General features: G+C 30.8%; 22 protein-coding genes. 19 read left to right on the forward strand and 3 right to left on the reverse strand.

Annotated features, from left to right (window positions below; genetic code table 11):
* Positions 1–24 precede the first annotated feature (24 nt).
* The 8 genes from ACQ629_RS02345 (at position 25) to ACQ629_RS02380 (ending at position 11,210) form a co-directional block, all read left to right on the forward strand.
* A complete protein-coding gene (locus ACQ629_RS02345) occupies positions 25–381 on the forward strand; it encodes a hypothetical protein (protein WP_483706355.1) in 357 nt (118 codons plus the stop codon).
* A gap of 8 nt (positions 382–389) precedes the next feature.
* Positions 390–776: a YchJ family protein gene (locus ACQ629_RS02350; protein WP_483706356.1), complete on the forward strand. Its 387-nt coding sequence runs from the start codon at positions 390–392 to the stop codon at positions 774–776.
* A gap of 312 nt (positions 777–1,088) precedes the next feature.
* Positions 1,089–3,530 (forward strand): bifunctional aspartate kinase/homoserine dehydrogenase I, encoded by a 2,442-nt coding sequence (gene thrA, locus ACQ629_RS02355; protein WP_483706357.1) that lies wholly within the window; start codon positions 1,089–1,091, stop codon positions 3,528–3,530.
* An 80-nt stretch (positions 3,531–3,610) separates the two neighbouring features.
* The gene (locus ACQ629_RS02360; RefSeq protein ID WP_483706358.1) at positions 3,611–4,540 is read left to right on the forward strand and encodes a homoserine kinase; all 930 of its coding nucleotides are present in this window, start codon (positions 3,611–3,613) and stop codon (positions 4,538–4,540) included.
* Positions 4,541–4,544: 4 nt separating this feature from the next.
* Positions 4,545–5,831: a threonine synthase gene (thrC, locus tag ACQ629_RS02365; RefSeq protein WP_483706359.1), complete on the forward strand. Its 1,287-nt coding sequence runs from the start codon at positions 4,545–4,547 to the stop codon at positions 5,829–5,831.
* 94 nt (positions 5,832–5,925) lie between these two features.
* Positions 5,926–7,698, forward strand: coding sequence for an AMP-dependent synthetase/ligase (locus tag ACQ629_RS02370; RefSeq protein ID WP_483706360.1), 1,773 nt, complete (start codon positions 5,926–5,928; stop codon positions 7,696–7,698).
* A gap of 73 nt (positions 7,699–7,771) precedes the next feature.
* Complete coding sequence (locus tag ACQ629_RS02375) at positions 7,772–9,544, forward strand: AMP-dependent synthetase/ligase (protein ID WP_483706361.1); 1,773 nt, start codon at positions 7,772–7,774, stop codon at positions 9,542–9,544.
* Between the two features lie 43 nt (positions 9,545–9,587).
* Entirely contained in the window at positions 9,588–11,210 is a 1,623-nt protein-coding gene (locus ACQ629_RS02380) for an RluA family pseudouridine synthase (RefSeq protein ID WP_483706362.1), read from the forward strand.
* A 2-nt stretch (positions 11,211–11,212) separates the two neighbouring features.
* Here ACQ629_RS02380 and ACQ629_RS02385 read toward each other — a convergent pair whose 3' ends face one another.
* Together ACQ629_RS02385 and ACQ629_RS02390 are read right to left on the reverse strand one after the other, a co-directional pair.
* The gene (locus tag ACQ629_RS02385) at positions 11,213–12,508 is read right to left on the reverse strand and encodes an MFS transporter (protein WP_483706363.1); all 1,296 of its coding nucleotides are present in this window, start codon (positions 12,506–12,508) and stop codon (positions 11,213–11,215) included.
* Between the two features lie 78 nt (positions 12,509–12,586).
* Positions 12,587–13,399 (reverse strand): M48 family metallopeptidase, encoded by an 813-nt coding sequence (locus ACQ629_RS02390; RefSeq protein ID WP_483706364.1) that lies wholly within the window; start codon positions 13,397–13,399, stop codon positions 12,587–12,589.
* Between the two features lie 120 nt (positions 13,400–13,519).
* Here ACQ629_RS02390 and ACQ629_RS02395 point away from each other — a divergent pair, with 120 nt between their 5' ends.
* From ACQ629_RS02395 to folD, 5 genes are all read left to right on the forward strand, one after another.
* Positions 13,520–14,386: an alpha/beta hydrolase gene (locus ACQ629_RS02395; protein WP_483706365.1), complete on the forward strand. Its 867-nt coding sequence runs from the start codon at positions 13,520–13,522 to the stop codon at positions 14,384–14,386.
* A 2-nt stretch (positions 14,387–14,388) separates the two neighbouring features.
* Positions 14,389–14,856, forward strand: coding sequence for a peptide-methionine (R)-S-oxide reductase MsrB (gene msrB / locus ACQ629_RS02400; RefSeq protein WP_483706366.1), 468 nt, complete (start codon positions 14,389–14,391; stop codon positions 14,854–14,856).
* Positions 14,857–15,114: 258 nt separating this feature from the next.
* Complete coding sequence (locus ACQ629_RS02405; protein ID WP_483706367.1) at positions 15,115–15,639, forward strand: DinB family protein; 525 nt, start codon at positions 15,115–15,117, stop codon at positions 15,637–15,639.
* A 354-nt stretch (positions 15,640–15,993) separates the two neighbouring features.
* Complete coding sequence (gene ffh, locus ACQ629_RS02410) at positions 15,994–17,322, forward strand: signal recognition particle protein (RefSeq protein ID WP_483706368.1); 1,329 nt, start codon at positions 15,994–15,996, stop codon at positions 17,320–17,322.
* A gap of 80 nt (positions 17,323–17,402) precedes the next feature.
* Entirely contained in the window at positions 17,403–18,281 is an 879-nt protein-coding gene (folD, locus tag ACQ629_RS02415; protein ID WP_483706369.1) for a bifunctional methylenetetrahydrofolate dehydrogenase/methenyltetrahydrofolate cyclohydrolase FolD, read from the forward strand.
* Between the two features lie 37 nt (positions 18,282–18,318).
* On the opposite strand, the gene pepE is transcribed toward folD, so the two are convergent.
* Positions 18,319–19,026: a dipeptidase PepE gene (gene pepE, locus ACQ629_RS02420; RefSeq protein ID WP_483706370.1), complete on the reverse strand. Its 708-nt coding sequence runs from the start codon at positions 19,024–19,026 to the stop codon at positions 18,319–18,321.
* A 70-nt stretch (positions 19,027–19,096) separates the two neighbouring features.
* Between pepE and ACQ629_RS02425 the strand changes: the two genes are divergently transcribed.
* The 6 genes from ACQ629_RS02425 (at position 19,097) to ACQ629_RS02450 (ending at position 26,587) form a co-directional block, all read left to right on the forward strand.
* Positions 19,097–19,876 (forward strand): carboxypeptidase-like regulatory domain-containing protein, encoded by a 780-nt coding sequence (locus tag ACQ629_RS02425; RefSeq protein ID WP_483706371.1) that lies wholly within the window; start codon positions 19,097–19,099, stop codon positions 19,874–19,876.
* A 4-nt stretch (positions 19,877–19,880) separates the two neighbouring features.
* Complete coding sequence (locus tag ACQ629_RS02430; protein ID WP_483706372.1) at positions 19,881–20,702, forward strand: carboxypeptidase-like regulatory domain-containing protein; 822 nt, start codon at positions 19,881–19,883, stop codon at positions 20,700–20,702.
* Entirely contained in the window at positions 20,699–21,490 is a 792-nt protein-coding gene (locus ACQ629_RS02435) for a carboxypeptidase-like regulatory domain-containing protein (RefSeq protein WP_483706373.1), read from the forward strand. The genes ACQ629_RS02430 and ACQ629_RS02435 overlap by 4 nt, the downstream gene beginning before the upstream one ends.
* A 32-nt stretch (positions 21,491–21,522) precedes the next feature.
* Positions 21,523–22,014, forward strand: coding sequence for a DUF6702 family protein (locus ACQ629_RS02440; protein ID WP_483706374.1), 492 nt, complete (start codon positions 21,523–21,525; stop codon positions 22,012–22,014).
* 66 nt (positions 22,015–22,080) lie between these two features.
* On the forward strand, positions 22,081–24,201 hold the full coding sequence (locus ACQ629_RS02445; protein ID WP_483706375.1) for a M1 family metallopeptidase: 2,121 nt from the start codon (positions 22,081–22,083) through the stop codon (positions 24,199–24,201).
* Positions 24,202–24,358: 157 nt separating this feature from the next.
* On the forward strand, positions 24,359–26,587 hold the full coding sequence (locus ACQ629_RS02450) for a M1 family metallopeptidase (RefSeq protein WP_483706376.1): 2,229 nt from the start codon (positions 24,359–24,361) through the stop codon (positions 26,585–26,587).
* The last annotated feature ends 55 nt before the right edge of the window (positions 26,588–26,642 follow it).

Raw genomic sequence — 26,642 nt, forward strand, 5'->3', positions numbered from 1 at the left:
TTCAATATTATTTTTTTAAAATCAATGACAGTTCAAGATTTAGTTGGAGCTTATAACATTATCGGTAACAATCAAGACGCCGAAGAACACACCTACAAAGGTGTACTATCTTTAAGTTTGGATGTTAATAATCGAATTATTGCTGATTGGCTTATTAATGATGAGCAAGCGCAAGTTGGAACCGGTTTTTTTAATGATAACATCTTGGTTATTAATTTTAAATATCAAGGAATTGATAAAAACACTTATAAAGGTGTTGTTGTTTATCGCTGTATATCTAAAGATGTTTTAGATGGCTTTTGGTCTGAAAAACATGGAAATCCGTTGTATTTAGGTAAAGAACGTTGTTTTAGAATAAAAGAAAATGAACTTTTAAATTAATTATTTTTATGCAATGTCCTTGTAATCCATCTAAAAAATATAGCGATTGCTGTGAAAAAGCACATCAAAACATACAAACCGTCTTAACTTCTGAGGTATTAATGAGATCGAGATACAGTGCTTTTGTGTTGGCTGATATTAACTACTTAAAAAAAAGTCACCACTCAAGTATTCGACCTTCTGATAAAGAAAATAAAGAAATTTTACAATGGACAAAATCTGTTGAGTGGATAAAATTAGAAATCATCAATACTACAAAAGGGACACAAACTGATTTAACAGGAACAGTTGAATTTAAAGCCTTTTTTATAGAAAACGGTGAAATAGATGTTAAACATGAAAATTCCTCTTTTTGTAAGCAAAATAATCATTGGGTATATTTTAAAGCGACTTAATTAATCATTTCAACTCCATAATATGTAGTTGTTTCATTTTTATCAAAAAAAAGATAAAAAAACAGTGATTTTTTAAAAAAAAGTTTACATTTGATTTCGTGTTAAACAATAAAATAAATATAAACTCTTTAGTTATCGTAAACTTTACGACATCTTTTGTTGGCACAACTATTACTACAATTATTACAACCCTTTAGGGGTTATCTTCTATACATATTATCCTATATATATTTATTTGTTTTTCAAAAATCTGAAAAACAAACAAATAGCAACTAAAATTCTATAATTAATTATTTCTTATACCCTTTTAAAATGAAAGTTTTAAAATTCGGAGGCTCATCAGTCGCTAACAGTCAAAACATAAATAAGGTCGTTCAAATTATATCAAACGCAGCTGCTAATGAAAAAATAGCCGTTGTAGTATCTGCTTTTGGAAAAACAACTAATAAATTAATAGCTTCGACAAATAAAGCTGCAAATAACGATTTAAGTTATAAAGTTCTTTTTGAAGAAATAAAGCAAGATCATTTACAAGTTATCACCGATTTAATACATAAAGAAGTACAGCATAAAGCTAAAGAAAAAGTCGCTACTTTATTCCATCAATTGCAAACCTTGCTAGAAGGATGTTTTTTATTAAAGGAAGTTACTCCTAAAACCATGGCAACTATCAGTGGTTTTGGTGAATTATTATCTTCTTATATAATTTCAGAAGTCGCTAAAAATTCTTTAAATACTACTTATAAAGATAGCCGAGAACTAATTAGTACCTCTAATATTTTTGAGAAATCTCAGGTAAATTTTACACTTACTAATAAAAAATGTCAAGATTATTTTAGCAACAATACGCATCAAGTCACTATTTTACCGGGGTTTATCGCTAAGTCAGAAAACGGATTAACGACTACCTTAGGTAGAGGTGGTTCTGATTATACTGCAGCTATTTATGCAGCGGCTATAAATGCCAATGAATTACAAATATGGACGGATGTTAGCGGTATGTTTACTGCAAACCCAAGTATTGTAAAACAGGCTTTTCCTATACCTCAAATTTCATATCAAGAAGCCATGGAACTTTCACATTTTGGAGCAAAGGTAATCTACCCTCCTACCATACAACCTGTGTTAGAAAAAGAAATTCCTATTCTAATTAAAAACACTTTTAATCCAGACGATATAGGCACGCTAATAGCCAAAGGAATAAAAAGTACCAATCTTGTAAAGGGAATTAGTCATATAGAAAATATTACATTACTAACATTAGAAGGTAGTGGAATGGTTGGTGTATCAGGTGTTTCTAAACGTTTGTTTAAAACACTTTCTAATCAAAATATAAATGTGGTACTAATTACACAGGCTTCTTCTGAACATTCTATTTGTGTTGGTATTTATGATGAAGATGCAAAAAATGCGGAGAATGCAATTAACAATACTTTTGAAATTGAAATACAAAGACATAAAGTAAACGCTGTTATTGTTGAACAAGGTTTGGCTATTTTAGCTCTGGTAGGTGATAACATGAAAAATCACCAAGGTTTAAGCGGGCAAATGTTTAGCGCTTTAGGTAAAAACAATGTGAATATTAGGGCTATTGCACAAGGAGCGTCACAAAAAAACATCTCTGCAGTAATAGATAGTAAAGATGCTAAAAAAGGGTTAAATACATTACACGAGCAATTTTTTGAAGAAAAAATAAAACAACTTAACTTATTTGTTACTGGTGTTGGTAATGTTGGTGAGCACTTTTTAACTCAAATACATCAGCAAAAAAAATACTTAAAAGAGCATTTAAAAATGAACATTCGTGTTGTTGGTATTTCGAATTCTAAAAAAATGTTTTTTAACACCAATGGTATTGATTTAAGTAATTGGAAAGAATTATTAACAAATGGCACACCTGCAACTTTAGATGATTTTTTCAACAGAACTAAAACACACAACCTCCGAAATTCTGTTTTTGTTGATAATACAGCTAGCCAGAAAGTGTCTGAAATTTACGAGAATTATTTACGCAATAGTATTGCTGTAGTTACTTGCAATAAAATAGCTTGTGCATCAGATTTAGAAAACTATAAAGCACTTAAAAAAGTTTCAAAAAAGTACAATGCTCCTTTTTTATATGAAACAAATGTTGGCGCGGGTTTACCTATTATTGATACACTAAAAAACTTGGTAGCCTCTGGTGATAGAGTTCAAAAAATTCAAGCTGTTTTATCTGGTAGTTTAAATTTTGTTTTTAATAACTTTAATGCTACTTCTACATTTCATAATGTAGTTACCGAAGCACAAAAGCAAGGGTACACTGAACCTGATCCAAAAATTGACTTAAGTGGTGTTGATGTCGCAAGAAAAATATTAATTCTTGCTCGTGAGAGTGGCTATGATTTAGAGCTGACAGATATTGAAAACAACTCCTTTTTACCTAAAAAAAGTTTAGAAACTTCTAATAATGATGATTTTTACACAAGCTTAACCAAATTTGAAGCCCATTTTCAACAAATATTTAAAAAAGCAAACGATAAAAATTGCCGCTTAAAATACGTTGCAGAATTTTCTGAAGGAAAAGCAACTGTTGGATTGCAACACATTCCGTCAGATCATCCTTTTTATAATTTAGAAGGTAGTGATAATATTGTGTTATTTTTTACTGATAGATATCCTATAAACCCATTACAAATAAAAGGAGCTGGCGCTGGTGCAGATGTTACTGCTTCAGGAATATTTGCCGATGTAATTCGAATAGGTAATAATTAATAGTTATTTTCAAATAATAAAAAACCACACCAAGAAAGGATTGTTTATATAACTACTTACTTGTTTATAATTACAAAAAAATGAATGAAATAAAAATATTTGCGCCCGCAACTGTTGCCAATGTTTCTTGTGGATTCGATTCTCTCGGATTAGCTGTTGAAAACTTAGGTGATACTATGATTTTTACAAAAACAAAAGATGTTGATGTAAAGATTATAAAAATTACTGGAGCAGATTTGCCTTATGATATTAATAGAAATGCTGTTGGTGTTGTTGCGTTAGCAATGCTTAAAAAACATCCAGTAGATTTCGGAATAGCTATCACAATTCATAAAGGTTATAAACCAGGTAGCGGATTAGGAAGTAGCGCTGCAAGTGCTGCTGGTGCGGCTTTTGGAGTAAATCAATTATTAGGGAATATTTTCACACAATTAGAACTTACTCAATTTGCTATGTTAGGTGAAGAAGCAACTTGTGGAACTCCAATTGCTGATAATGTTTCTGCTTGTATTTATGGTGGATTTGTTTTAGTTAGAAGTTACAATCCTTTAGATATTATCAAAATTCCTGTTCCAGAAGAATTAAGATTGGTCTGTTTACATCCAGAAATTGAAGTAAAAACAAAAGATGCTCGCAATGTTTTGCCAAAAGAAGTATCATTGAAAAACGCAGTTACACAATGGGCAAATGTTGGTGGATTGATTAGCGGTTTACATTCTAGTGATTATAATTTAATATCAAATTCATTAACAGATATTATTGTAGAACCTATGCGTAAACATTTAATTCCTCATTTCGATTTGGTTAAAAGCAAAGCCATAAAATCAGGGGCTTTAGGCGCTGGAATTTCAGGTTCTGGACCCACAATTTTTGCTTTATGCAAAGGAGATGAAAATACTCAAAAAGTATATGACGCAATGAAAAAATCATACTCAGATAAATCGATTGACTTTTCAATTATTACATCAAAAATTAACACGGAAGGAATTAAAATTCTAGCACAAAACTAACGATATGAACTATTACAGTCTTAATAAAAAATCACCAAAAGTTAGCTTTCAAGAAGCTGTTGTTAACGGATTAGCTCCAGACAGAGGTTTATACTTTCCTGAAAAAATTACACCTTTACCAAAAACGTTTATTGAAAATATAAGCGATTACTCTAATGAAGAAATTGCTTACAAAGCCATTAAACAATTTATAGGAGATGAAATTCCTACAGAAATATTGAAACAAATTATAAGTGAAACTTTAGCTTTTGATTTTCCGGTTGTTTCTATTGAAGAAAATGTAGCTACCTTAGAACTTTTTCATGGTCCTACCATGGCTTTTAAAGATGTTGGTGCTCGTTTTATGGCTCGTTGTTTAGGTTATTTTAATAGAAATAATAACAATCAAATCACTGTGTTAGTTGCTACATCTGGTGATACAGGTGGCGCTGTTGCTGATGGCTTTTTAGATGTAAAAGGTGTTGATGTTGTTATCTTATACCCTAGTGGAAAAGTAAGTGATGTTCAAGAAAAGCAATTAACTACTTTAGGCCGTAATATAACCGCTTTAGAAGTTAATGGTGTTTTTGATGATTGCCAAGAAATGGTGAAAACTGCTTTTTTAGATACTGAAATTAATCGTGTATTAACCTCTGCAAACTCTATTAATGTTGCTCGTTGGTTACCACAAATGTTTTACTTTTTTATTGCTTATAAACAAGTATACAAACAGCAAAAAGAACTCGTTTTTTCAGTACCAAGTGGTAATTTCGGTAATATTTGTGCAGGTATTATGGCTCAAAAATTAGGGCTCCCTATAAAACATTTTATTGCTGCTACTAATACAAACGATACTGTTCCTAATTACTTAGCAAACGGTGTATATAATCCGAAACCATCTAAAGCAACAATTTCAAATGCTATGGATGTTGGTAATCCAAGTAACTTTATTCGTATTCAAGAGTTATTTAATAATGATATCAATGCTTTAAAAAATGTTTTTTCTTCATTCTCTTTTACCGATGATGAAACACGGGAAGCAATGAAAAATATTTATAAAAACAATGGCTATATTTCAGATCCTCATGGAGCAGTTGGCTATCTAGGTGCTAAAGAATATCTGAAAGAAAATTCTAACACATTATGTTTATTCTTAGAAACTGCGCACCCTGTTAAGTTTTTAGAAACAGTTGAAGATACTTTAAATATTAAATTAAGCATTCCAAACCAAATTAAATCGGTTTTAGAGAAAGAAAAAAAAGCTATTAAAACGAGTACTTATCAGGATTTAAAAAATTATTTAAACTCCTAATTTAGGTTAAACAAATCGTTGTTTTTGTTGTAGAACAAAATTCAAAACGGTTTGTTTAACTTATTTTTTATAAATTTATGCCAAACCAATTTATATGCATAAACCAATACAAGTTACACGTCTTTTTGATTTTCCTTACTATCAACTTAGTAAGTATCCACAAGAAAAATGTTTTGTATCAAAAGAAAATAATGCTTGGGTTAACATATCAACAAAAGAATATATTAAAAATGCTAATAAAGTAAGTAGCGCTTTATTAAACTTAGGCATAAAGCCAGGAGATAAAATTGCTATTATTACTTCATCAAATCAACCAAAATGGCATGTTTTAGATATTGGTGTATTACAAATAGGAGCCATTAATGTTCCTCTCTATCCAACTTTTTCAGAAAAAGACTATGCCTATGTTTTAAATCATTCTGACAGTATTTATTGCTTTGTTTCTGATAATGATTTATATGAAAAAGTACTTGCTATTCAAGATCAAACACAACTTAAAAAAGTTTTTACTTTCGAAGATATCACTACAAATTATAGCTGGGCCTTTTTTTTATCCTTAGGTAAAAGTGAAGAAAATCAGCCTTTTGTTGAAGAAAAAAAGGAGCTAGTAAAAGCCACAGATTTAGCTACTATAATATATACATCAGGTACAACAGGCACGCCTAAAGGAGTGATGCTTTCGCATGAAAATGTGGTCAGTAATATTTTTGCTGTAGCCGAATCTCTAGATTTACATGAATATAAAAAAAGGGCTATTAGTTATCTTCCTATTTCCCATATTTTCGAAAGAGCAGCTTCTTACTATTGTCAATACATGGGCTTTGAAATTTATTTTGCCGAAAGCATCGATAAAATCAGAGAAAACCTACAAGAAGTACAACCTAACTTTATGGCAGTAGTACCCCGTTTACTAGAAAAAGTTTTTGATAAAATCGTTGATAAAGGAAGTGATTTATCTGGTATAAAAAAACGATTATTTTATTGGTCATTGCAATTAGCTGAGCAATATAAACCATATAAAGAAAACGGAATTTGGTATGAATTTAAATTAAAAATAGCTAGAAAGTTTATTTTCTCTAAATGGAAAGATGCTTTAGGTGGTAAATTAGATTTTATGCTTGCCGGAAGTGCTCCAATGCAGCCACGCTTAATAAAAATTTTTACAGCAGCCGGCATTCCTGTTTTTGAAGGTTATGGAATGACAGAGACATCTCCTGCCATTTCTGTTACCGACATGCGTAACAATGGTTTTAAAATTGGCACAGTAGGTAGAGCTATTAAAAACGTTGAAGTTAAAATTGCTAATGATGGAGAAATTCTAGTAAAAGGGCCAAATATAATGATGGGATATTACAAAAACCCAGAACTAACAAATGAAACCATAAAAAACGGGTATTTACATACCGGTGACATCGGTGAAATAGATCATGACGGTTTTTTAAAAATTACAGATAGAAAAAAAGAAATTTTTAAAACCTCGGGGGGTAAATATATTGCTCCTGCTGTTTTAGAAAATGAATTAAAAAAATCTCGTTTCATCGAACAAATTATGATAATTGGTGAAAGTGAAAAAATGCCCGCTGCTCTAATTCAAGTTTCTTTCGATTTTGTAAACGAATGGGCTAAAAGGCACAATTATACAATTAATAATGTATCAACTAATCAAAAACTGATTGAACGAATTCAAAAAGAAATAGATTATTACAATCAAAAATTTGGTAAATGGGAACAAATAAAATGTTTTGAAATAACACCTGATGAATGGACTGTTAATGAAGGTCATTTAACCCCAACTTTAAAAATGAGACGAAAAATTATCTCACAGAAATATAAAAAATTATATAAAAAAATATATAATTCACAATAAATCAACCGCTAAGGTTAAACTTGTGCAATCGGGGTATTTTTCCTATTTTGCAAGGCGCAAAAAAATGAACTTTATGTCGATTGAAATTACCCGTCTTTTTGATTTTCCTTATTATCAACAAGAAACTTATAATTTAGAAAAAGCTTTTACAACAAAATATAATGGTAAATGGGAATCAATATCTACCGATGAATATATTGATAAAGCAAATACCATTAGTAGAGGTTTATTGCGTTTAGGTATACAGCCTAACGACAAGGTTGCAGTAATTTCAACAAACAACCGTACTGAATGGAATATTTGTGATATCGGTATCTTGCAAACAGGTGCGCAGAATGTACCTATTTATCCTACAATATCTAAAGAAGATTATGAGTATGTTTTAAACCATTCTGAAGCTACTTATTGTTTTGTTTCTGATGAAGTTGTTTTAGATAAGTTAAATCAAATAAAAGGTAACACGAAGCTTAAAGAAGTTTTTACTTTTGATGATATTGCCAATGAAAAAAGTTGGAAAGAAATTTTAGAGTTAGGTAAAGACAAAAGTAATCAAAACGAAGTTGAAGATCGTAAAAAAGCTGTAACTTCTAATAGTTTGGCTACTTTAATTTATACTTCTGGTACAACAGGAAGACCCAAAGGTGTAATGCTTTCTCATGGAAACATTGTATCTAATGTATTAGCTAGCGAAAAAAGAGTGCCTCTTTTGTATGGTCAAGAACGAGGCTTAAGCTTCTTACCTATTTGCCATATTTTTGAACGTATGATATTGTATTTATATCAATATTGTGGCGTTTCTATATATTTTGCAGAAGCTATTGATAAGTTAAGTGAAAACGCTCAAGAAATAAAACCTCATGTAATGACAGCAGTACCTAGGCTGTATGAAAAAATTTACGATAAAATTTATGCCAAAGGAACTGACTTAACAGGAATTAAAAAGAAACTATTCTTTTGGGCAATAGACTTAGGTTTAAAATACGAACCATATGGAGCTAATGGTTGGTGGTATGAAAAACAACTAAGCATTGCTCGTAAATTAATTTTCTCTAAGTGGCAAGCTGCTTTAGGAGGTGATTTAAAATTAATGGTTTCAGGTTCTGCAGCATTACAACCACGTTTAACAAGAATATTTTCAGCTGCAGGAATGCCTGTTATGGAGGGCTATGGCCTTACAGAAACATCTCCTGTAATTACGGTGAATGATGTTAGAAATGGCGGATTTAGAGCAGGAACAGTGGGTAAATTGATAGATGGATTAGAATTAAAATTTGCCGAAACTGGTGAGATTTTAGTAAAAGGACCTAATGTAATGTTAGGTTATTATAAAGATGCTGAAAAAACAGCAGAGGTAATAAAAGATGGTTATTTTTATACAGGTGATAAAGGAGAGTTAGATAAAGATGGCTTCTTAAAAATTACTGGTCGTACTAAAGAAATGTTTAAAACATCTGGTGGTAAATATGTCGTTCCTCCATTATTAGAAGGTGAATTAAAACAATCTCGCTTTATAGAACAAGTTATGGTTATTGGTGAGGGAGAAAAAATGCCAGCTGCATTAATTCAACCTAATTTTACCTTTGTAAGAGAATGGGCTAAAAGGCATAATCTTAATTTAGATACAAATATTGATCTAATAAACAACCCTAAAGTAATTGAACGTATTCAAGAGGAAGTTACATTGTGTAATTCTAAATTTGGAAAATGGGAAACTATTAAAAGATTTGAATTAACACCTGAAGAATGGTCTATAGACGGAGGGCATCTTACTCCTACCATGAAAATGAAACGTAAAATTATCAAAGAAATTTATAAAGATTTATACGATAAAATATATAGATGTTAACTTTAAAAAAAGTGTTGTGTAAGCAACACTTTTTCTTTTTATTATGGATAAATTTATTTCATTTACTACTGAGGTAAGCACAATACTGTTACCTAACAAATTTGACTACCCGCATAACTACACTCCACATTCTTTAGCTAAAATAGCCACCAAAGAATTACAAGAGTATTTAAAAATTCAAACTGATTTTATACATAATTTTGGCATAGATAATCCCGACAATAAAGATGCTTTAGGGAAAATGTTTGGTGTTTTAGTTGTAAAAAATAAGAATGGAAAATTAGGCTATTTAGCCGCTTTTTCAGGGAAGATTGCAGCAACGACGCAGCATAAAAAATTTGTACCTCCTGTATACGATGTTTTAATTAAAAATGGTATTTTTTTAAAGACCGAAGAGGTAAATAACCAAATTAACAAGCAGCTTTTTAAATTAGAGAATAATATTGATTATTTAAAAATAAAAAAAACTTATTTAAAAGAATTATCAATAAATGAAACTCTTCTAAGTGAAGAGAAAACAAAAATTAAAAAGCGAAGAAAATATAGAAAAGAACAAGCTAAACAGGATAATCAACTTAATATTAATGAGGAATTTTATTTACGTGAATACGATGTATACTTAAAAGAGAAAATAATTCCTTTAGAACAAAAATACACTGTTTTTCAGCAACAAATAGGTTTATTAAAACAACAACGAAAAGAACTTTCGGCATCTGGGCAACAAGAAATATTTAAAAAATATGCGTTTTTAAATGCTAAAAAAGAAAAAGAAAACTTGTTAACTATCTTTAAAAATTCAACTCAAAATATTCCTACTGGAGCAGGTGATTGTTGTGCTCCTAAATTATTGCAATATGCTTTTTTAAACGACCTTACTCCTATTTGCATGGCTGAATTTTGGTGGGGGAAACCATCGACTACAGCTGTTCGAAAACATCAACACTACTATGCTGCATGTACAGGTAAATGTAAGCCAATTCTACATCATATGTTACAAGGGTTAACTGTTGGTGTGAATCCGTTATTAGCACAACTTCAAGCAAAAAAAGAAATACAAGTTATATTTGAAGATGAGTATTTTCTTGTAATTAATAAGCCTAACGAATTATTATCTATAAAAGGAAAAGAGGTAAAAGACTCTGTATATAGTCGTATTAAAAAACAATACCCTAATACTAGCGGTCCATTAGTTGTTCATCGCTTAGACATGTCTACTTCCGGAATTTTATTAATAGCTAAAAATGAAGTAATTCATAAAAATTTACAAGCACAGTTTATCAATAGAACTATAAAAAAACGTTATGTTGCTTTATTAGATGGTGTTTTAGAAAGAAAAGAAGGTGAAATAAACTTACCGTTAAGAGTTGATTTAGATGACAGGCCTAAACAATTAGTGTGTTACAAACACGGTAAATCTGCTATTACTAAATGGGAAGTCATTGAGGTTATAGATAACAAAACTAAAGTATATTTTTATCCTATTACGGGTCGCACACACCAATTACGTGTACATGCAGCACATCATTTAGGTTTAAATACACCTATTTTAGGTGATGATTTGTATGGATTAAAAGCTAACCGATTACATTTACATGCAGAAAGTATACGTTTTAGACACCCTATTAGCAAAAAAGAAGTACAATTTACTTCTCCTCCTCCTTTTTAAAATTAGGCTACGTATTTAGTTTTCTTTAGTGTACTTAAAATAACAAAAGAAATTAAAAAGAAAATAGCCAAACACAAAACTGACCATTGCATAGAATCGGTAATTGCATATAGCGCTCCGTAAACTGTAGTTCCAAGAACGATTGCTATTTTTTCTGTAACATCATAAAAACTAAAATAGGTAGCGTGGTCTTCTGTGTCTGGTAATAATTTAGAATAAGTAGATCGTGTTAACGACTGTATGGCTCCTTGTACTAAACCTAACATACCTCCTAATCCGTAAAAATATAGTGCTACATTTTCTTGAGATTTATCTAATGAAAAGGCAAAAAAGCAAACAAACATCCATATAACAATCGTAAGTTTTAAGGCTTTAAAGTTTCCGTATTTATCTGAAAATCTAGAAAAAATTAATGCTCCGAAAATAGCTACAACTTGTACTAATAATATCGTAGCAATCATATTGGTAGATTCTAAGCCTAGCTCGGAAGAACCAAAAATAGCTGCCATTAAAATGATGGTTTGCACACCAATACTTAAAAAGAAAAAAGCTAATAAAAAACGTTTTAATGTAGGGTAATTTAAGACCTCTTTAAATACAATTTGAAGTTCTCTATAACCTTTCCATATATAATCGTTGTCAGGTTGTTTATTATATATATCTCCAGGTAAACGACGAAAGGTTATTTGTGCAAAACCAATCCACCAAATACCCACCATAACAAAAGAAAGACGAGAAGCCATACCTGAGGTGATTCCTAATGTTTCTGGAAACATAATCATTGCTAAGTTTATTATCAATAAAATAACTGAACCAATATATCCGTATATAAAACCTTTTGCACTTGCTCTATCTTGTTGCTCTGGCAAAGCTACTTCAGGTAAATATGCATTGTAAAAAACCCAACTTGCCCAAAAACCAATACTTGCTAAAATGGTAAACCAGATACCAATCCATACAGTATCAACTCCGTCAAAAAAATAGAGAGCTATTACAGATAGACCTCCCATCCAACAGAAAAACTTCATGAATTTTTTCTTACTTCCTGTATAATCAGCAATTCCTGATAATATCGGAGAAATAAGTGCTACTACCAAAAAAGAGAATGACAATGCATAACTATACAAACTATCTGGATGCTCCCAGTCCAATCCTAAAAAACGAACAGTTTTACCTTTTGTTACTGCACTATAATACAACGGAAAAACAGCGGTGCTTATTACTAATGAATAAACTGAGTTTGCCCAATCATAAAATGCCCATGCATTAATTAACTTCTTATCTCCTCTTTTATACATGTATCTTATATCTTATAATAAAAAAACCGCTCATAAAAAATGAACGGTTTGCAATATAATATAAAATAATTTACTCTATTATTTTTTTGAAGACACATTAAATTTTGCTGCTAATTTTTTTGCCTCTGGTAAATAAGATCTTAATGTTTTAATACGTGTCTGATTAGATGGGTGTGTACTCATAAATTCCGCAGGAGCTTTTTGTCCTTTTGTCATTTCACTCATTCTTACCCAAACCTCGGCAGCTTCTTCACCATTGTAACCAGCCATTAGCATAAATACTAAACCCAACTTATCTGCTTCAGTTTCATGACTTCTACTAAAAGGTAACATTACTCCTACTTGAGTTCCTAAACCATAAGCAGCATTAAAAATAGCTGAATTTTCACTATTTCTTGTACCTAAAGCAACTGCTGCTCCTCCTAATTGCTGCAACTGTCCTGTAGACATACGTTCTTGACCGTGTTTTGCAAAAGCGTGTGCTACTTCGTGCCCCATTACTGCAGCAATACCATCTTCGTTTGCACAAATTGGTAAAATACCGGTATAAAAAACAACTTTACCGCCTGGTAAACACCAAGCATTTACAGTTTTATCTTCAACTAAATTAAACTCCCATTTATATGAATCAGCTTCAGATTTCATTCCGTTTGCTCTCATGAAACGGTCTACTGCTTCTGAAATATCTTTACCAACTCTTTTAATCTGGTTTGCCTTAGATACGTCTTTAGACAATTTATTTTCTGCTAAAAAACCTTTATACTGTGCAAAACTAGCAGGCAATACTTGGGCATCGCTTACAAAATTAAGTCGTTTTCTTCCTGTAATAGGCACTGTGCTACATTGTATTAAAAACATCCCAACAAGTGCTAAAGCTATACTTCTTTTCATTTATTTTTTATTTAATTTATTTTGATTATCATGAGGTCCTAAAAAACACTGTCACAAAAGTAGTAAACAATTTGTGTGTTTAAACTTACAAATTCTATCTTTATCTTAAAAATTAATTTCATGAATTTTAAAAATTCACTACTATTTCCTCCTAGTTTAATTATTCCTAAACCAATTATATTAGTAGCAAAAACTACTCAGTTTTTCTCAACTAGCTTAACAGCTAAATTTGGAATAAAATTGTTTAGTACACCTATAAAATTTACTATTCCGAAAAGAGAAAAAGTAATGTTGCAAAGTGCTCAGAAGAAAACAATAAACATACCTGCTATTGCTAAAAAAGTAGAAATATTATCTTACGGATATTCTAAAAAGAAAGTTTTACTAGTACATGGCTGGGCAGGAAGAAGTACACAATTGTTTATGATTGCCGATAAACTTTTAGAAAAAGGATATATGGTTATTTCTTTTGACGGTCCTGCTCACGGTAATTCTGAAGGCAAAACAACAATAATGCCTGAATTTTTAGATACCATTACTGAAATAGACAATCATTTTGGACCTTTTGATGCTGCCGTAGGGCACTCTTTTGGTGGCATGTGTTTATATAACAGTGTGGCTGATAATTTTAAAATTAAAAAGTTAGTAACTGTTGGTGCCGCTGATAAAATTTCTGACGTTATTTTAAACTTTACTAAAAACCTAAAAGTAAAGTCGGTTGTTGCTTCTAAAATGAAAAATATTTTTGATAAAAAATGGAATACAGACATAGACATTCACTCATCTAGTATTGTTGCTAAAAATATAAATATTCCTGTTTTAATAGTTCATGATTCTAATGATGGCGATGTTCCTGTAAGTTGTGCTATAAATATTCGTCAAAATACAAAAGAAGGAAAACTTTTAATCACCAAAGGTTTAGGTCATACTAAAATACTTCGTAACAAAAAGGTAACTTCTGATATTGTTGATTTTATTATTCAGTAATTATGAAAAAAATTCTAATAGTTTTATTTTTAATAACACTTGTTAATTGCTCGGGAATTGCCCAAGAAAAGAAAACATACAAAGTTTCAAAAACAGCTAAAGAATGGAAAAATTCTTTAACACCAATGGAATATTACGTACTTAGGGAGACTGGTACAGAGCGCCAAAACTCTAGTCCATTAAACAATAATTATAAAAAAGGATTATATGTTTGTGCCGCTTGCAACACACCCTTGTATAAATCTAAAAACAAATATGATTCTCGTTCTGGTTGGCCTGCTTTTGATAGCGCCATAGAAAAGAATGTTGAATTAGATGTTGATTATAAAATAGGTCATGCGCGCACAGAATTAAAATGTAATACTTGTGGCGGTCATTTAGGGCATGCTTTTAAAGATGGCCCCAGAGAAACAACTGGTATTCGTCATTGTATTAATGGCGCTGCGCTAAATTTTATCCCTAAAAAATAATTCAATTTAAAATAGTACATTAGAGCTGATATAATCAGCTCTTTTTTTATGGGTTTAGTTCGTATTATTATTTTGGTTAAATCGTGTTTTTAAGTAAATTATTAATTAGAAATATTTATCTGAGGCAAAAGGCAACGCTAAAGAGTAAATACTAAAAAATAAGCAAAGAAAAATTTATTAAACATTTTACAGAAGGTTTATAAAAAATAAATCTTTTTATACCTACACAAAATTTAGGCTTACACAAAACTACTCATAATGGAAAAAGAAGCTATAATTTCTTTATTAGAAGATAAACATCAACAATTATTTAATTGGATACATACACAACCAGAAGATTCTTTTAAAAAGGGGCCAGAAAATAAATGGACTACCGGACAACATATTGTTCATTTAGTAAATTCAATAAAACAAGTAAACAAAGCGTTAAGTTATCCTAAATTTTTATTGAAATATAAATTCGGTAACGCAAATAGAGAAATTCGTTCTTATGATGAAGTTGCAAAGCGCTATCAAGAGAAACTTTCTAAAAATCAAGAAAGAGCAAAGAAATTTAATATTGCTGTAGAAACACCTTCCAAAGCTAAATTTAACCAATTATTAGCTACACTTCAAATACAAAACAAAAAACTACAACATAAAACGAAGCGTTGGAAAGACAAGGATTTAAACAACTTAATTCTTCCACATCCGCTGATGGGTAAAATGCCTATTAGAGAAATTATTATGTGGACAGGATATCATACCGAGCATCACACTGCTATTTTAAAAGAGAAGCATTAATAAATTCAATCTTTATAATTCTTAAAGAAATACAGACTTAAAATACTACTTAATTTTACCCGACTTTGCTTTTTGAATTTAAAGAGACTATTGCAATGTTCAGTTAGAATAATTTTTGATGAAAAATCGTATTGAGAACTAATACTTAGAAGCTATAACTTTAATTTTCCGTACAAATTTTATTTGTATAAATCATAAAATTCACTCGAATTGGCAATATTTTATCAGAATACACATTTTATTAATTTTATTTATCAATTATTTTTCTTTAAAAAAGACTAAAAATCTAGCATCTAAAGTCTAACATCTAAAGTCTAATTACTATATTTGTGCCTCTAAAAATGAAGCCGATACATGTTTAATAATTTAAGTGAAAAGTTAGATAAAGCGTTACACACGCTTAAAGGACACGGAAAAATTACTGAAGTTAATGTTGCAGAAACGCTAAAAGAAGTTCGTAGAGCTTTATTAGACGCCGATGTTAACTTTAAGATAGCGAAAGATTTTACTAAAAGAGTACAGCAAAAAGCCTTAGGTCAAGACGTATTAACAACGTTAAACCCAGGTCAATTAATGATTAAGTTAGTTAAAGACGAACTTACTGAATTAATGGGAGGAGATACTGTTGGTGTTAACTTAGGCGGTTCTCTTAGCGTAATTTTAATGTCTGGTTTACAAGGATCTGGTAAAACTACCTTTTCTGGTAAATTGGCTAATTTCTTAAAAACTAAAAAATCTAAAGAAGTGTTATTAGTAGGTTGTGATGTTTATCGTCCTGCCGCTATTAATCAGTTACAAGTTGTTGGAGAACAAATTGGCGTTGATGTATATGCTGAAGTAGAAAATAAAAATCCTGTTGAAATTTCTTTAAATGCTATTAAGCATGCAAAAGCAAACGGTAAGAATGTAGTTATTATTGATACTGCCGGTCGTTTAGCTGTTGATAAAGAAATGATGAATGAAATTTCTGACATTCACAAAGCTGTTAATCCGCAAGAAACATTATTTGTTGTAGATGCTATGACGGGGCAAGATGCTGTAAATACCGCAAAAGCCTTTAATGATATTTTAAATTTCGACGGTGTTGTATTAACCAAATTAGATGGTGATACACGTGGTGGAGCTGCTTTATCGATAAAATCGGTAGTAAACAAACCTATTAAGTTTATTGGTACTGGTGAAAAGATGGATGCAATTGATGTATTCTATCCAGATCGTATGGCAGATCGTATTTTGGGCATGGGAGATGTTATCTCTTTAGTAGAGCGTGCTCAAGAACAATATGATGAAGATGAAGCTAGAAAATTACAAAAGAAGATTGCTAAAGACCAGTTTGGTTTTGATGACTTTTTAAGTCAAATACAACAAATCAAAAAAATGGGTAGTATGAAAGATCTTGTAGGTATGATTCCTGGTGCAGGAAAAGCTCTAAAAGATGTTGAAATTGAAGATGATGCCTTTACAGGTATCGAAGCCATTATACAATCTATGACTCCGCTAGAAAGAAGTACGCCTACTTCCATAAACGCAAGTCGTAAGAAAAGAATAGCAAAAGGTTCTGGTACCTCTGTTCAGGAAATAAACCAATTGATGAAGCAATTTAATCAAATGAGTAAAATGATGAAAATGATGCAAGGTGGTGGTGGAAAAAAAATGATGCAAATGATGAAAGGAATAAAATAAAAAAAAGAGAAGCTGTGGCTTCTCTTTTTTTTTACATACAGGTACTAACAACAATCACAACACAACAACACAACAACACAATGATTTTACTAGACGGTAAAAAAACATCCGCAGATATTAAAGAAGAAATTGCTCTTGATGTATTAGATTTAAAAAATCAAGATAAAAAAACACCTCATTTAGCAGCTATTATTGTTGGCAGCGATGGCGCAAGTTTAACCTACGTTAACGCAAAGGTAAAAGCATGTGATCGTGTAGGTTTTGAATCTTCTTTAATTAGACTCCCTAAAGAAACAACTGAAGAAGAATTGTTAAATGAAATTGCCATTTTAAATATCGATAATGATATCGATGGTTTTATTGTACAACTACCTCTACCCGATCATATTGATGAGCAAAAAATATTAATGGCTATAAACCCTGATAAAGATGTAGACGGGTTTCATCCAACAAATGTTGGTAAAATGGCCTTAAACTTACCTACATTTATCTCTGCGACGCCGTTTGGTATCTTAGAGTTATTAGATCGTTATAATGTTGAAACTAGCGGAAAAAATGTAGTTGTTATTGGTCGTAGCCATATTGTAGGTAGCCCAATGAGTATTTTATTGGCTCAAAAAAGAAAAGTAGGAAACGCAACAGTTACTTTAACACATAGTAGAACCAAAAACTTAAAAGAAATTACTTTAAAAGCTGATATTATTATTGCTGCGATAGGCATTCCTGAGTTTTTAAAAGCCGATATGGTTAAAGATAATGTTACTGTTATTGATGTTGGAATTACCCGTGTTGCCGACTCATCTAAAAAACGAGGTTTTCGTTTAGTTGGTGATGTTGCTTTTAATGAAGTATCAGAAAAGTCAGCATTTATAACGCCAGTTCCTGGCGGTGTAGGTCCAATGACCATAGCAATGCTATTAAAAAACACGTTACTCGCTTGTAAAAGAAATGATTCATAAAAATAAAAAACTCCAAACAAATGTTTGGAGTTTTTTATTAGAACTTTAGCATTATTTTTTTATTTGTTGCCAATTCAATAGCTGCTGTATCTTTTTGAAATAAACGTGCAGGTAAACTACCTTTTAAAACAATTGAATCTCCGTTTACTTCTAACCAGCTTCCTTCGCGCAATCCTAAAACCGATGTTTTGTTAAACACATGATATTCTTTTATTCTCGTTTCACGAGTTTCCCCCATATGTGTAGAACCTACAATAGGATCTAAATAATGTGCGTTTATATTAAACGGAATAAACCCCAACGTTTTAAAACTAGGCGGATATACAATTGGCATATCATTGGTATTCATCATCGTTACTCCACAAATATTACTTCCGGCACTGGTTCCTAAATAAGGTGTTCCGTTCTCTACAACTTCTTTTAAAACGGTTATTACATCGTTTTTATACAATTGATTTACCAATTCAAATGTATTTCCTCCACCTGTAAAAATTCCGTCCGCTTGTTTCAATGCTTCCTTCGGATTTTCAAACTCATGAATACCTTTTACTTTTTTATCAATCTTAGCAAAAGCTGTTTTAGCAATAGCAGTATACTCGTTGTAACTTATTCCGCCAGGCCTTGCATAAGGAATAAATAAAATAGTATTCGCTTCTTTAAAAAAAGTAGCAAGCGTTGGTAATATATATTCTAAATATCCGCTTCCGTGAATCGTTGATGTACTAGCTATAATAAGTTGTTTCATACCTCAAATTAACAAAAATTTACCATCCTTTTAAAACATTTTTAAGACAAGTAGGTAGTTTCTTTGTAAAATGAGAAAGGTTTTATTTTTTATATGCTGCTTAACATCACTAATTATCGTTGCTCAAAACAATGCTAAAATTGTTTCCGGAACCATTTATTTAGATAGTTTAGCTGTGGAAGATGTACATATTATTAATCCGAAATTAGATATCGGTTCGGTTTCTGATAAAAAAGGTCGTTTTGAAATTCTTGCTGCAAAAGGTGATGTTTTAATAATTTCTCACGTAAACTTCGAATATAAAGAACATGTTATTTCAGAGGGTGATTTAAAATCGAAACAGATCAATATTCATTTAGATAGTAAAACTTATATGCTAGACGAAATTGTTCTTAAAAAAAAGAGAGGCATTTTTGAGGTTGATAAAGACATATTAATATACAAAGGCCCCATTGTTAATGCTCAAACATTAAAATTACCGTACGCTAAAAACCAACAGATTAAAGATGAAAAAACAGTAGTTATTAACTCAGGTTTTTCTGTTAGTTTAGGTGGCCTAGTAAATGCTTTAAACGGGAATACAAAACAAAAAAAGGTTTTAAAAAAATTAAAGATAGAAGATAAAAATATCCTTAAAATAAGAAAGCATTTTACCGATGGCTTCTTTATTTATCAGCTGAAAATAACAAAAGAAAACATCAATCCATTTTTAGAATTTTGTATCACTAAAGGTATTATTAACTTATATAAAAAAGATAAATTTTTAGAACTTACCACTGTTTTATTGGATAATAGTAAAAACTCTCCGTATCTTTTGTATAAAGAAAACACTCGGGTTACTCAAAAATAAGTCTATGAAAAAACAACTACTCTTGCTTTTATTTTTTTTAACTGTTTCTTTTAAAATCTTTGCACAAGAAAACCGAAAATTTTTATATGCTACGATAAAAGATAAAATCGGAGCAGTATCTAACGCACATATAATTAACCTAAAAACAAACCAAGGAACCTATTCTAACGAAGAAGGTGAGTTTAGAATCTTAGCAAGAGTTAATGATTCCTTACAAATATCGTTTGTTGGCTATAAAACAACCTTTTTTAAGGTGAAAATTAAAAATTTCGGCTTATTTAAGAATGCTATTATTTTAGAAAAAGAGGTTCTTGAGCTCGATGAAATTATATTAAAAAAACATGATTTAATAGGCTCATTAGGTGTTGACGCAAAAAAAACACCTAAAGATATTGGAAAAGACAAGTCTAAAACTGCTCTAGATTTTTCTATGATCGACTTTGAACAAACTGTTATTAATACTGTTGATGCTATAGACCGTTCTAAAGCGCCAAACATGCAAAAACAGACAGATCCTACAGCAAAATTTGCCGGTGTAGGCGGTGGTTTTAGTTCTGGTCCTGATGCTTATGCCGCAGAAAAAAGAAGAGTTCGAAAAGAAATTAAATTTAAAGAGAATTTCCCTAAAATGTTAATCTCTCAGTTTGGTGAAAAATTCTTTTTCAAAGAATTAAAAATTCCGAAAGAGAAATATCATCATTTTTTAGAATACTGTAATTCATTAAATATAGAAGGACTATATAAAGATGGAAAAGTCTTAGAAATGTTAAAAATAATACGACAAGAAAGTAGAAGCTATTTAAAAATTATAAATTCACCCGAATGAACAAACGGTTAGTCTTTCTTATTTTATTAATTTCTTTTTTAAAGGTTCAATCTCAAGAAAATCGAAAGTTCTTATATGCTGATGTAAAGGATAAGATTGGCGGTGTTTATAATGCGCATGTTGTTAACTTACATACAAAACAAGGAACTTTTACCAATGAAAATGGCGAGTTTAGGGTTTTAGCAAAAGTCAACGATTCTTTACAAATATCATTTATTGGTTATAAAACAGCCGTTTTTATTGTGAAAATTAAGCATTTCGGAATACAAAAAAACAGTTTTGAATTAGAAAAAACATTGTACGAGTTAGATGAAGTTGCCTTAAAAAAAAATAATCTTTTAGGGTATTTAAGTTCAGACAGTAAAAACATTACATCTACAAAAGAAATAAGTGCCAAAACATTAAAGCTGCCTTATGCTGGTTCTAGAATAATGACGCCTGCCGAAAGAAAATTGCATACAGCAATGGGAGGAAGTCATCCGATAGGCTTAACTTCTGTTTCTTTAGATTATATTCTTAATAGTATTTCCGGAAGGATAACTAAACTCCGAAAACTTAAAACTATTGAAAGTTTAGAAGTAAAAGTAAAAAAATTAAAAAACACGTATTCTAAACACATTGTAAAAGAGTATAACATCAAAGAATCAGACATCTATAAGTTTATTTATTTTTGTACTGCGGATGAAGATTTTAATCAGATTTATAATTCAGGTGACATAAATATGATTCTGCTTTTAAAAAAGAAATCCGAAGCCTTTAAAAAACTACATTCAAACGATTATAATTAGTAATTTGGCGCAATAATTGGTCTTTAAGAATTATGAAAAAAATATTTATACTATTATTTGTCCTTCCACTACTCTCTTTTAGTGTTCACAAATACTATATTTCTTTAACAGAAATTGAATACAAAGAAAAAACACAATCTGTTCAAATGATTATGAATGTGTTTATTGATGATATAGAAAATGCCATTAATAAAGACTACAACGTAGATTTACAATTAACTACAAAAGATGAATTAAAAAAAGTTGATGAACTTTTCTTTAATTATTTACAAAAACATTTTAAAGTTAAAATAAACGACACTAATGTAACCTATCGTTTTATTGGTAAAGAATACGATGGTGATATTGTTTATTTTTATTTAGAGATTGAAAATATTACCAATATAAAAACCATCGAAATACAAAACGATGTATTAATAAATCATTTTCCTGAGCAACAAAACTTAATTAAAACTTCCATAAAAAAGGAGCGAAAGAGTTTATTTTTAGATAAAAAAAATGATAAAGGTTTGTTAAAATTTTAACATTCTTTAACAATACCAATTACTAATTATTACTTTTAAAAACTATTAAATAATTTACATAACAGAATGAAAAAAAATATTTTATTCGTTTTCTCTATTTTTTTTGTAGCAGCTACCGCTTTTGCTCAGCAAATTACTAAAGAAGGACATACGAATCAAAACAAATTCAGACAATTAAAAGAAGAATTACCAACGCCAAATAGTCAACGTACAGCTTCAGGAGCTCCTGGTGTAAAATATACACAGCAAAAAGTTGACTATACGATGGATATCGTTTTAAATGACGATAAACAAAGTATTACCGGTAATGAAACAATTACATACCATAATAATTCTACCGATGAATTAACTTATTTATGGGTGCAGTTAGATCAAAACATGCGTGCAGCAGATTCTAAAACGCCAGATATTGCTCCAACTAAAATTCGTAAAAAACTTCCTAAACGTTTTTACGACAGAGCTTTTCCTGAAAAGGCTTTTGATGGTGGATTTAAAATTACAAGCGTTACCAATGCAGACGGAACCAAGTTATCGCACACCATTAACCAAACGATGATGCGTATTAATTTAGCGCAACCATTAGCCTCAGGTAAAACATTTAAGTTTAACATAAACTGGTGGTACAATATCAATAACCACAGAACTCAAGGAGGAAGATCTGGTTATGAACATTTTCCTGAAGACAATAACAACAATTATGTAATTGCACAATTTTACCCAAGATTATGTGTGTATGATAATGTTGAAGGTTGGCAAAACGATCAGTTTTGGGGAAGAAGTGAATTTGCTTTAGAATTTGGAGATTTTAATGTAAATATTACTGTTCCTGCCGACCATATGTTAGGTGCAACAGGAGTATTACAAAACAAAAAAGAAGTTTTTTCTAAAACGGAATTAAAAAGAATTGAAACAGCTAGAAAAACTTTCGACAAGCCTGTTATTATTAGAACTCAAAAAGAAGCTGAAAAAATTGAACAAGGACGTTCTAAAAAAACAAAAACTTGGAAATTTAAAGCTACTAATGTAAGAGATTATGCTTTTGCTACTTCAAGAAAATTTATTTTCGATGCAATGGCTGTTGATATTAATGGTAAAACAGTAATGGCAGAATCTTTATACTCTAAAGAAGCAAATCCGTTATACGGAGATCATTCTACAAGAGCTGTAGCACAAACGTTAAAAACATATTCTAGATATACATTTGATTATCCTTATCACAAAGCAATTTCTGTTGACGGACAAATGGGTATGGAATATCCGCAGATATGTTTCAATCCAGGAAGACCAGATCTTGCTGATGGAGGTTATTCTGATAGAATAAAATACAGAATGGTAAAAGTTACAATTCACGAAGTTGGACATAACTTTTTTCCGATGATTGTAAATTCTGATGAGCGTCAATGGACATGGATGGATGAAGGTTTAAACTCTTACATGGAAATGTTAGCAGAATTAGATTATGATAAAGACTTTCCTATTACAAGAGGTTATCCTAAGAATATTGTAAAGTATATGAGCGGAGATCAAGCCAGAATTGCACCAATTATGTCTAAAGGGGATAACGTTTATAGTTTTGGTAACAACGCTTACGGTAAACCTGCAACTGCCTTATGGATTTTAAGAGAAACCATTATGGGTAAAGAATTATTTGACCACGCGTTTGCAACCTATTCTAAAAGATGGAAATTTAAACACCCTACTCCTGCCGACTTCTTTAGATCAATGGAAGATGCTTCGGCAATGGATTTAGACTGGTTCTGGAGAGGATGGTTTTACACAACTGACGTAACTGATATTGGTATAGAAGGAGTTAAGAAATTTTTCACAACTACAAATGAGGATGATTCTGTTAATTTTACTGAAGACACTTCTAACGGTTTAGGTTTTTCTAAAAAACAAAGTAAATATCATTACGAAATCACTTATAATAAACCTGGTGGTTTAGTAATGCCGATTATTGTTGAGTTTACTTATAAAGATGGAACAAAAGAAAAGAAAACATATCCTGCACAAATTTGGAGGTATAATGATAAAGAAGTAACAAAAGTATTTTCTTCATCAAAAGAAATACAAAATATTACAATCGATCCTGATTTAGAAACTGCAGATGTAGATACATCAAATAATAGTTGGCCTAAGAAAACAACAACTAAATTTGATAAATTTAAGAATAAAGTAAAAGGTTGAAATCAATATAATTAAAATTGAAAACGGTACATTTATCTTGTACCGTTTTTTTTATACTTAAATTACATAAAGGTTTGTTAAAATTTTAACAAACACTGTTTTCTACTTATCAAAATTTAGTAACTTCCCGCATATTTTTAACTCAATCAAACAAAAAATGAGAAAATACGCTGGGCTATTACTTTCAGCTCTTTTTGTTTCTGCATCAATATTTGCACAAGAAACTCCTAAAAAAGAGCCTCAAAAAGGTCATACCGATCAAAACAAATTCCGTCAACTAAAAGACGTATTAGCAACTCCAAACGACCAAAGAACTGCTTCTGGAGCGCCTGGACACCAATACACACAACAAAAAGTTGATTATGTAATGGACATTCGTTTAGACGAACAAAATGATAGAATTTATGGTAACGAAACAATTACATACCATAACAATTCTAAAGATGCTTTAGAGTATTTATGGGTACAGTTAGACCAAAACATGCGTGCTCCAGACTCTAAAACTCCGTTAGCTCAATCTAAAGGAGTTGGTAATTTTCAAACACCAAAGCAGTTTGTAAGTACTAATATGGATGAAGCTAAAGATTTTGGATACAAAATTGAAGCGGTTAAATATGAAGACGGTAGAGATTTACCTCACACAATTAATCGTACTATGATGCGTATTAATTTACCTACACCTTTGGCTTCTGGTGATGTATTTAAATTTAAAATAAAGTGGAACTATTTAATTAACGATATTAATGCAGACGGAGGTCGTTCTGGATTAGAAACATTTCCTGATGGAAACAAAAATTATACAATTGCTCAGTTTTTTCCACGTTTAGCCGTTTATGATAATGTTGAAGGGTGGCAAAATATGCAGTTTTGGGGTCGTTCTGAATTTGCTTTAGAGTTTGGGGATTACGATGTTAAAATTACAGTACCTGCAGATCATATTATGGAAGCTACTGGTGAGTTACAAAACGAAAAAGATGTTTTAACAAAAGAACAACGTAACCGTTTAGAAAAAGCTAGAAAATCTTATAAAAACCCTGTAATGATTGTTACACAAGCTGAAGCTGAAGTAACTGAAAAAGGACGTGCTACAAAAACAAAAACTTGGCACTATAAAGCAAACAGTGTACGTGATTATGCATTTGCTTCATCAAGAAAATATATTTGGGATGCTATGGCAACCAATATTAATGGTAAAACGGTAATGGCTGTTTCTTTATATCCTAAAGAAGGAAATCCTTTATGGGAAGAGCACTCTACAAGAGCAGTTGCTACAACACTTATAGAATATTCTAAATTAACGTTCGATTACCCTTATTCTAAAGCTGTTTCTGTGCACTCAGAAAGACAAGGAATGGAATATCCTATGATTTGTTTCAACTTTGGTAGACCGAATCCTGATGGAACTTATTCAGACAGAACTAAAAAAGGAATGATTGGTGTTATTGTTCACGAAGTTGGACATAACTTTTTTCCAATGATTGTAAACTCAGACGAACGTCAGTGGACTTGGATGGATGAAGGTTTAAATTCATTTGTTGAAATTTTAGCTGAAGACGTATATGATCCTGTTTTATTTGCTTCAAACCCTGCAAAAGATATTACAAGATATATGGGCGGAGATCAAAGTAATATCTCTCCTATTATGTCTCAAGGAGATTATGTAAAACAATTCGGACCAAATGCATATTCAAAGCCTGCTGCTGGTTTATATATGTTACGTAAAACTATTATGGGACCTGAGTTGTTTGACTACGCTTTTAGAACTTACTCTAAAAGATGGATGTTTAAACACCCTACTCCTGCTGATTTCTTTAGAACAATGGAAGATGCATCTGGAATGGATTTAGACTGGTTCTGGAGAGGATGGTTTTATACAACTGACTATACTGATATAGGTATTAAAGAAGTTAAGCCAATGTATTTAACTGATAAACCAAATGAAAGAACAGCTGGTTTAATTAAAAAATACCCTCAGTATTTTAACAAATTAGGAGAATTAATGTTTTTAACAACTAATAAAGAAGATGCTAATTCTTCAGTTTTAGAAAAGCACTTAAATACTTTATCTAGCGATGAAAAAGCTAGGTTAAAAGAAGTTCCTAAATTTATGTATCAAGTTGAATTTGAAAAACCAGGAGGTTTACCAATGCCAATTATAGTTGAATTAACATATGCTGATGGAACTAAGAAACGTGAAACTTTTCCTGCACAAATTTGGATGAACGATGACGCTAAAGTATACAGAGTGTTTTCTTCAGCTAAAGAAATTACAAACATTACTGTAGATCCTGATTTTGAAACAGCAGATGTAGATACCTCTAACAATAGCTGGCCAAAGAAAACAGCTAATAAGTTTGATAAATTTAAAAATAAAGTAAAAAAATAAAAATTACTTTCGTTTTATATAAATAAAAAACCCGCTATTATAGCGGGTTTTTTAT

It is taken from the genome of Tenacibaculum sp. SM2510, from assembly GCF_057002845.1.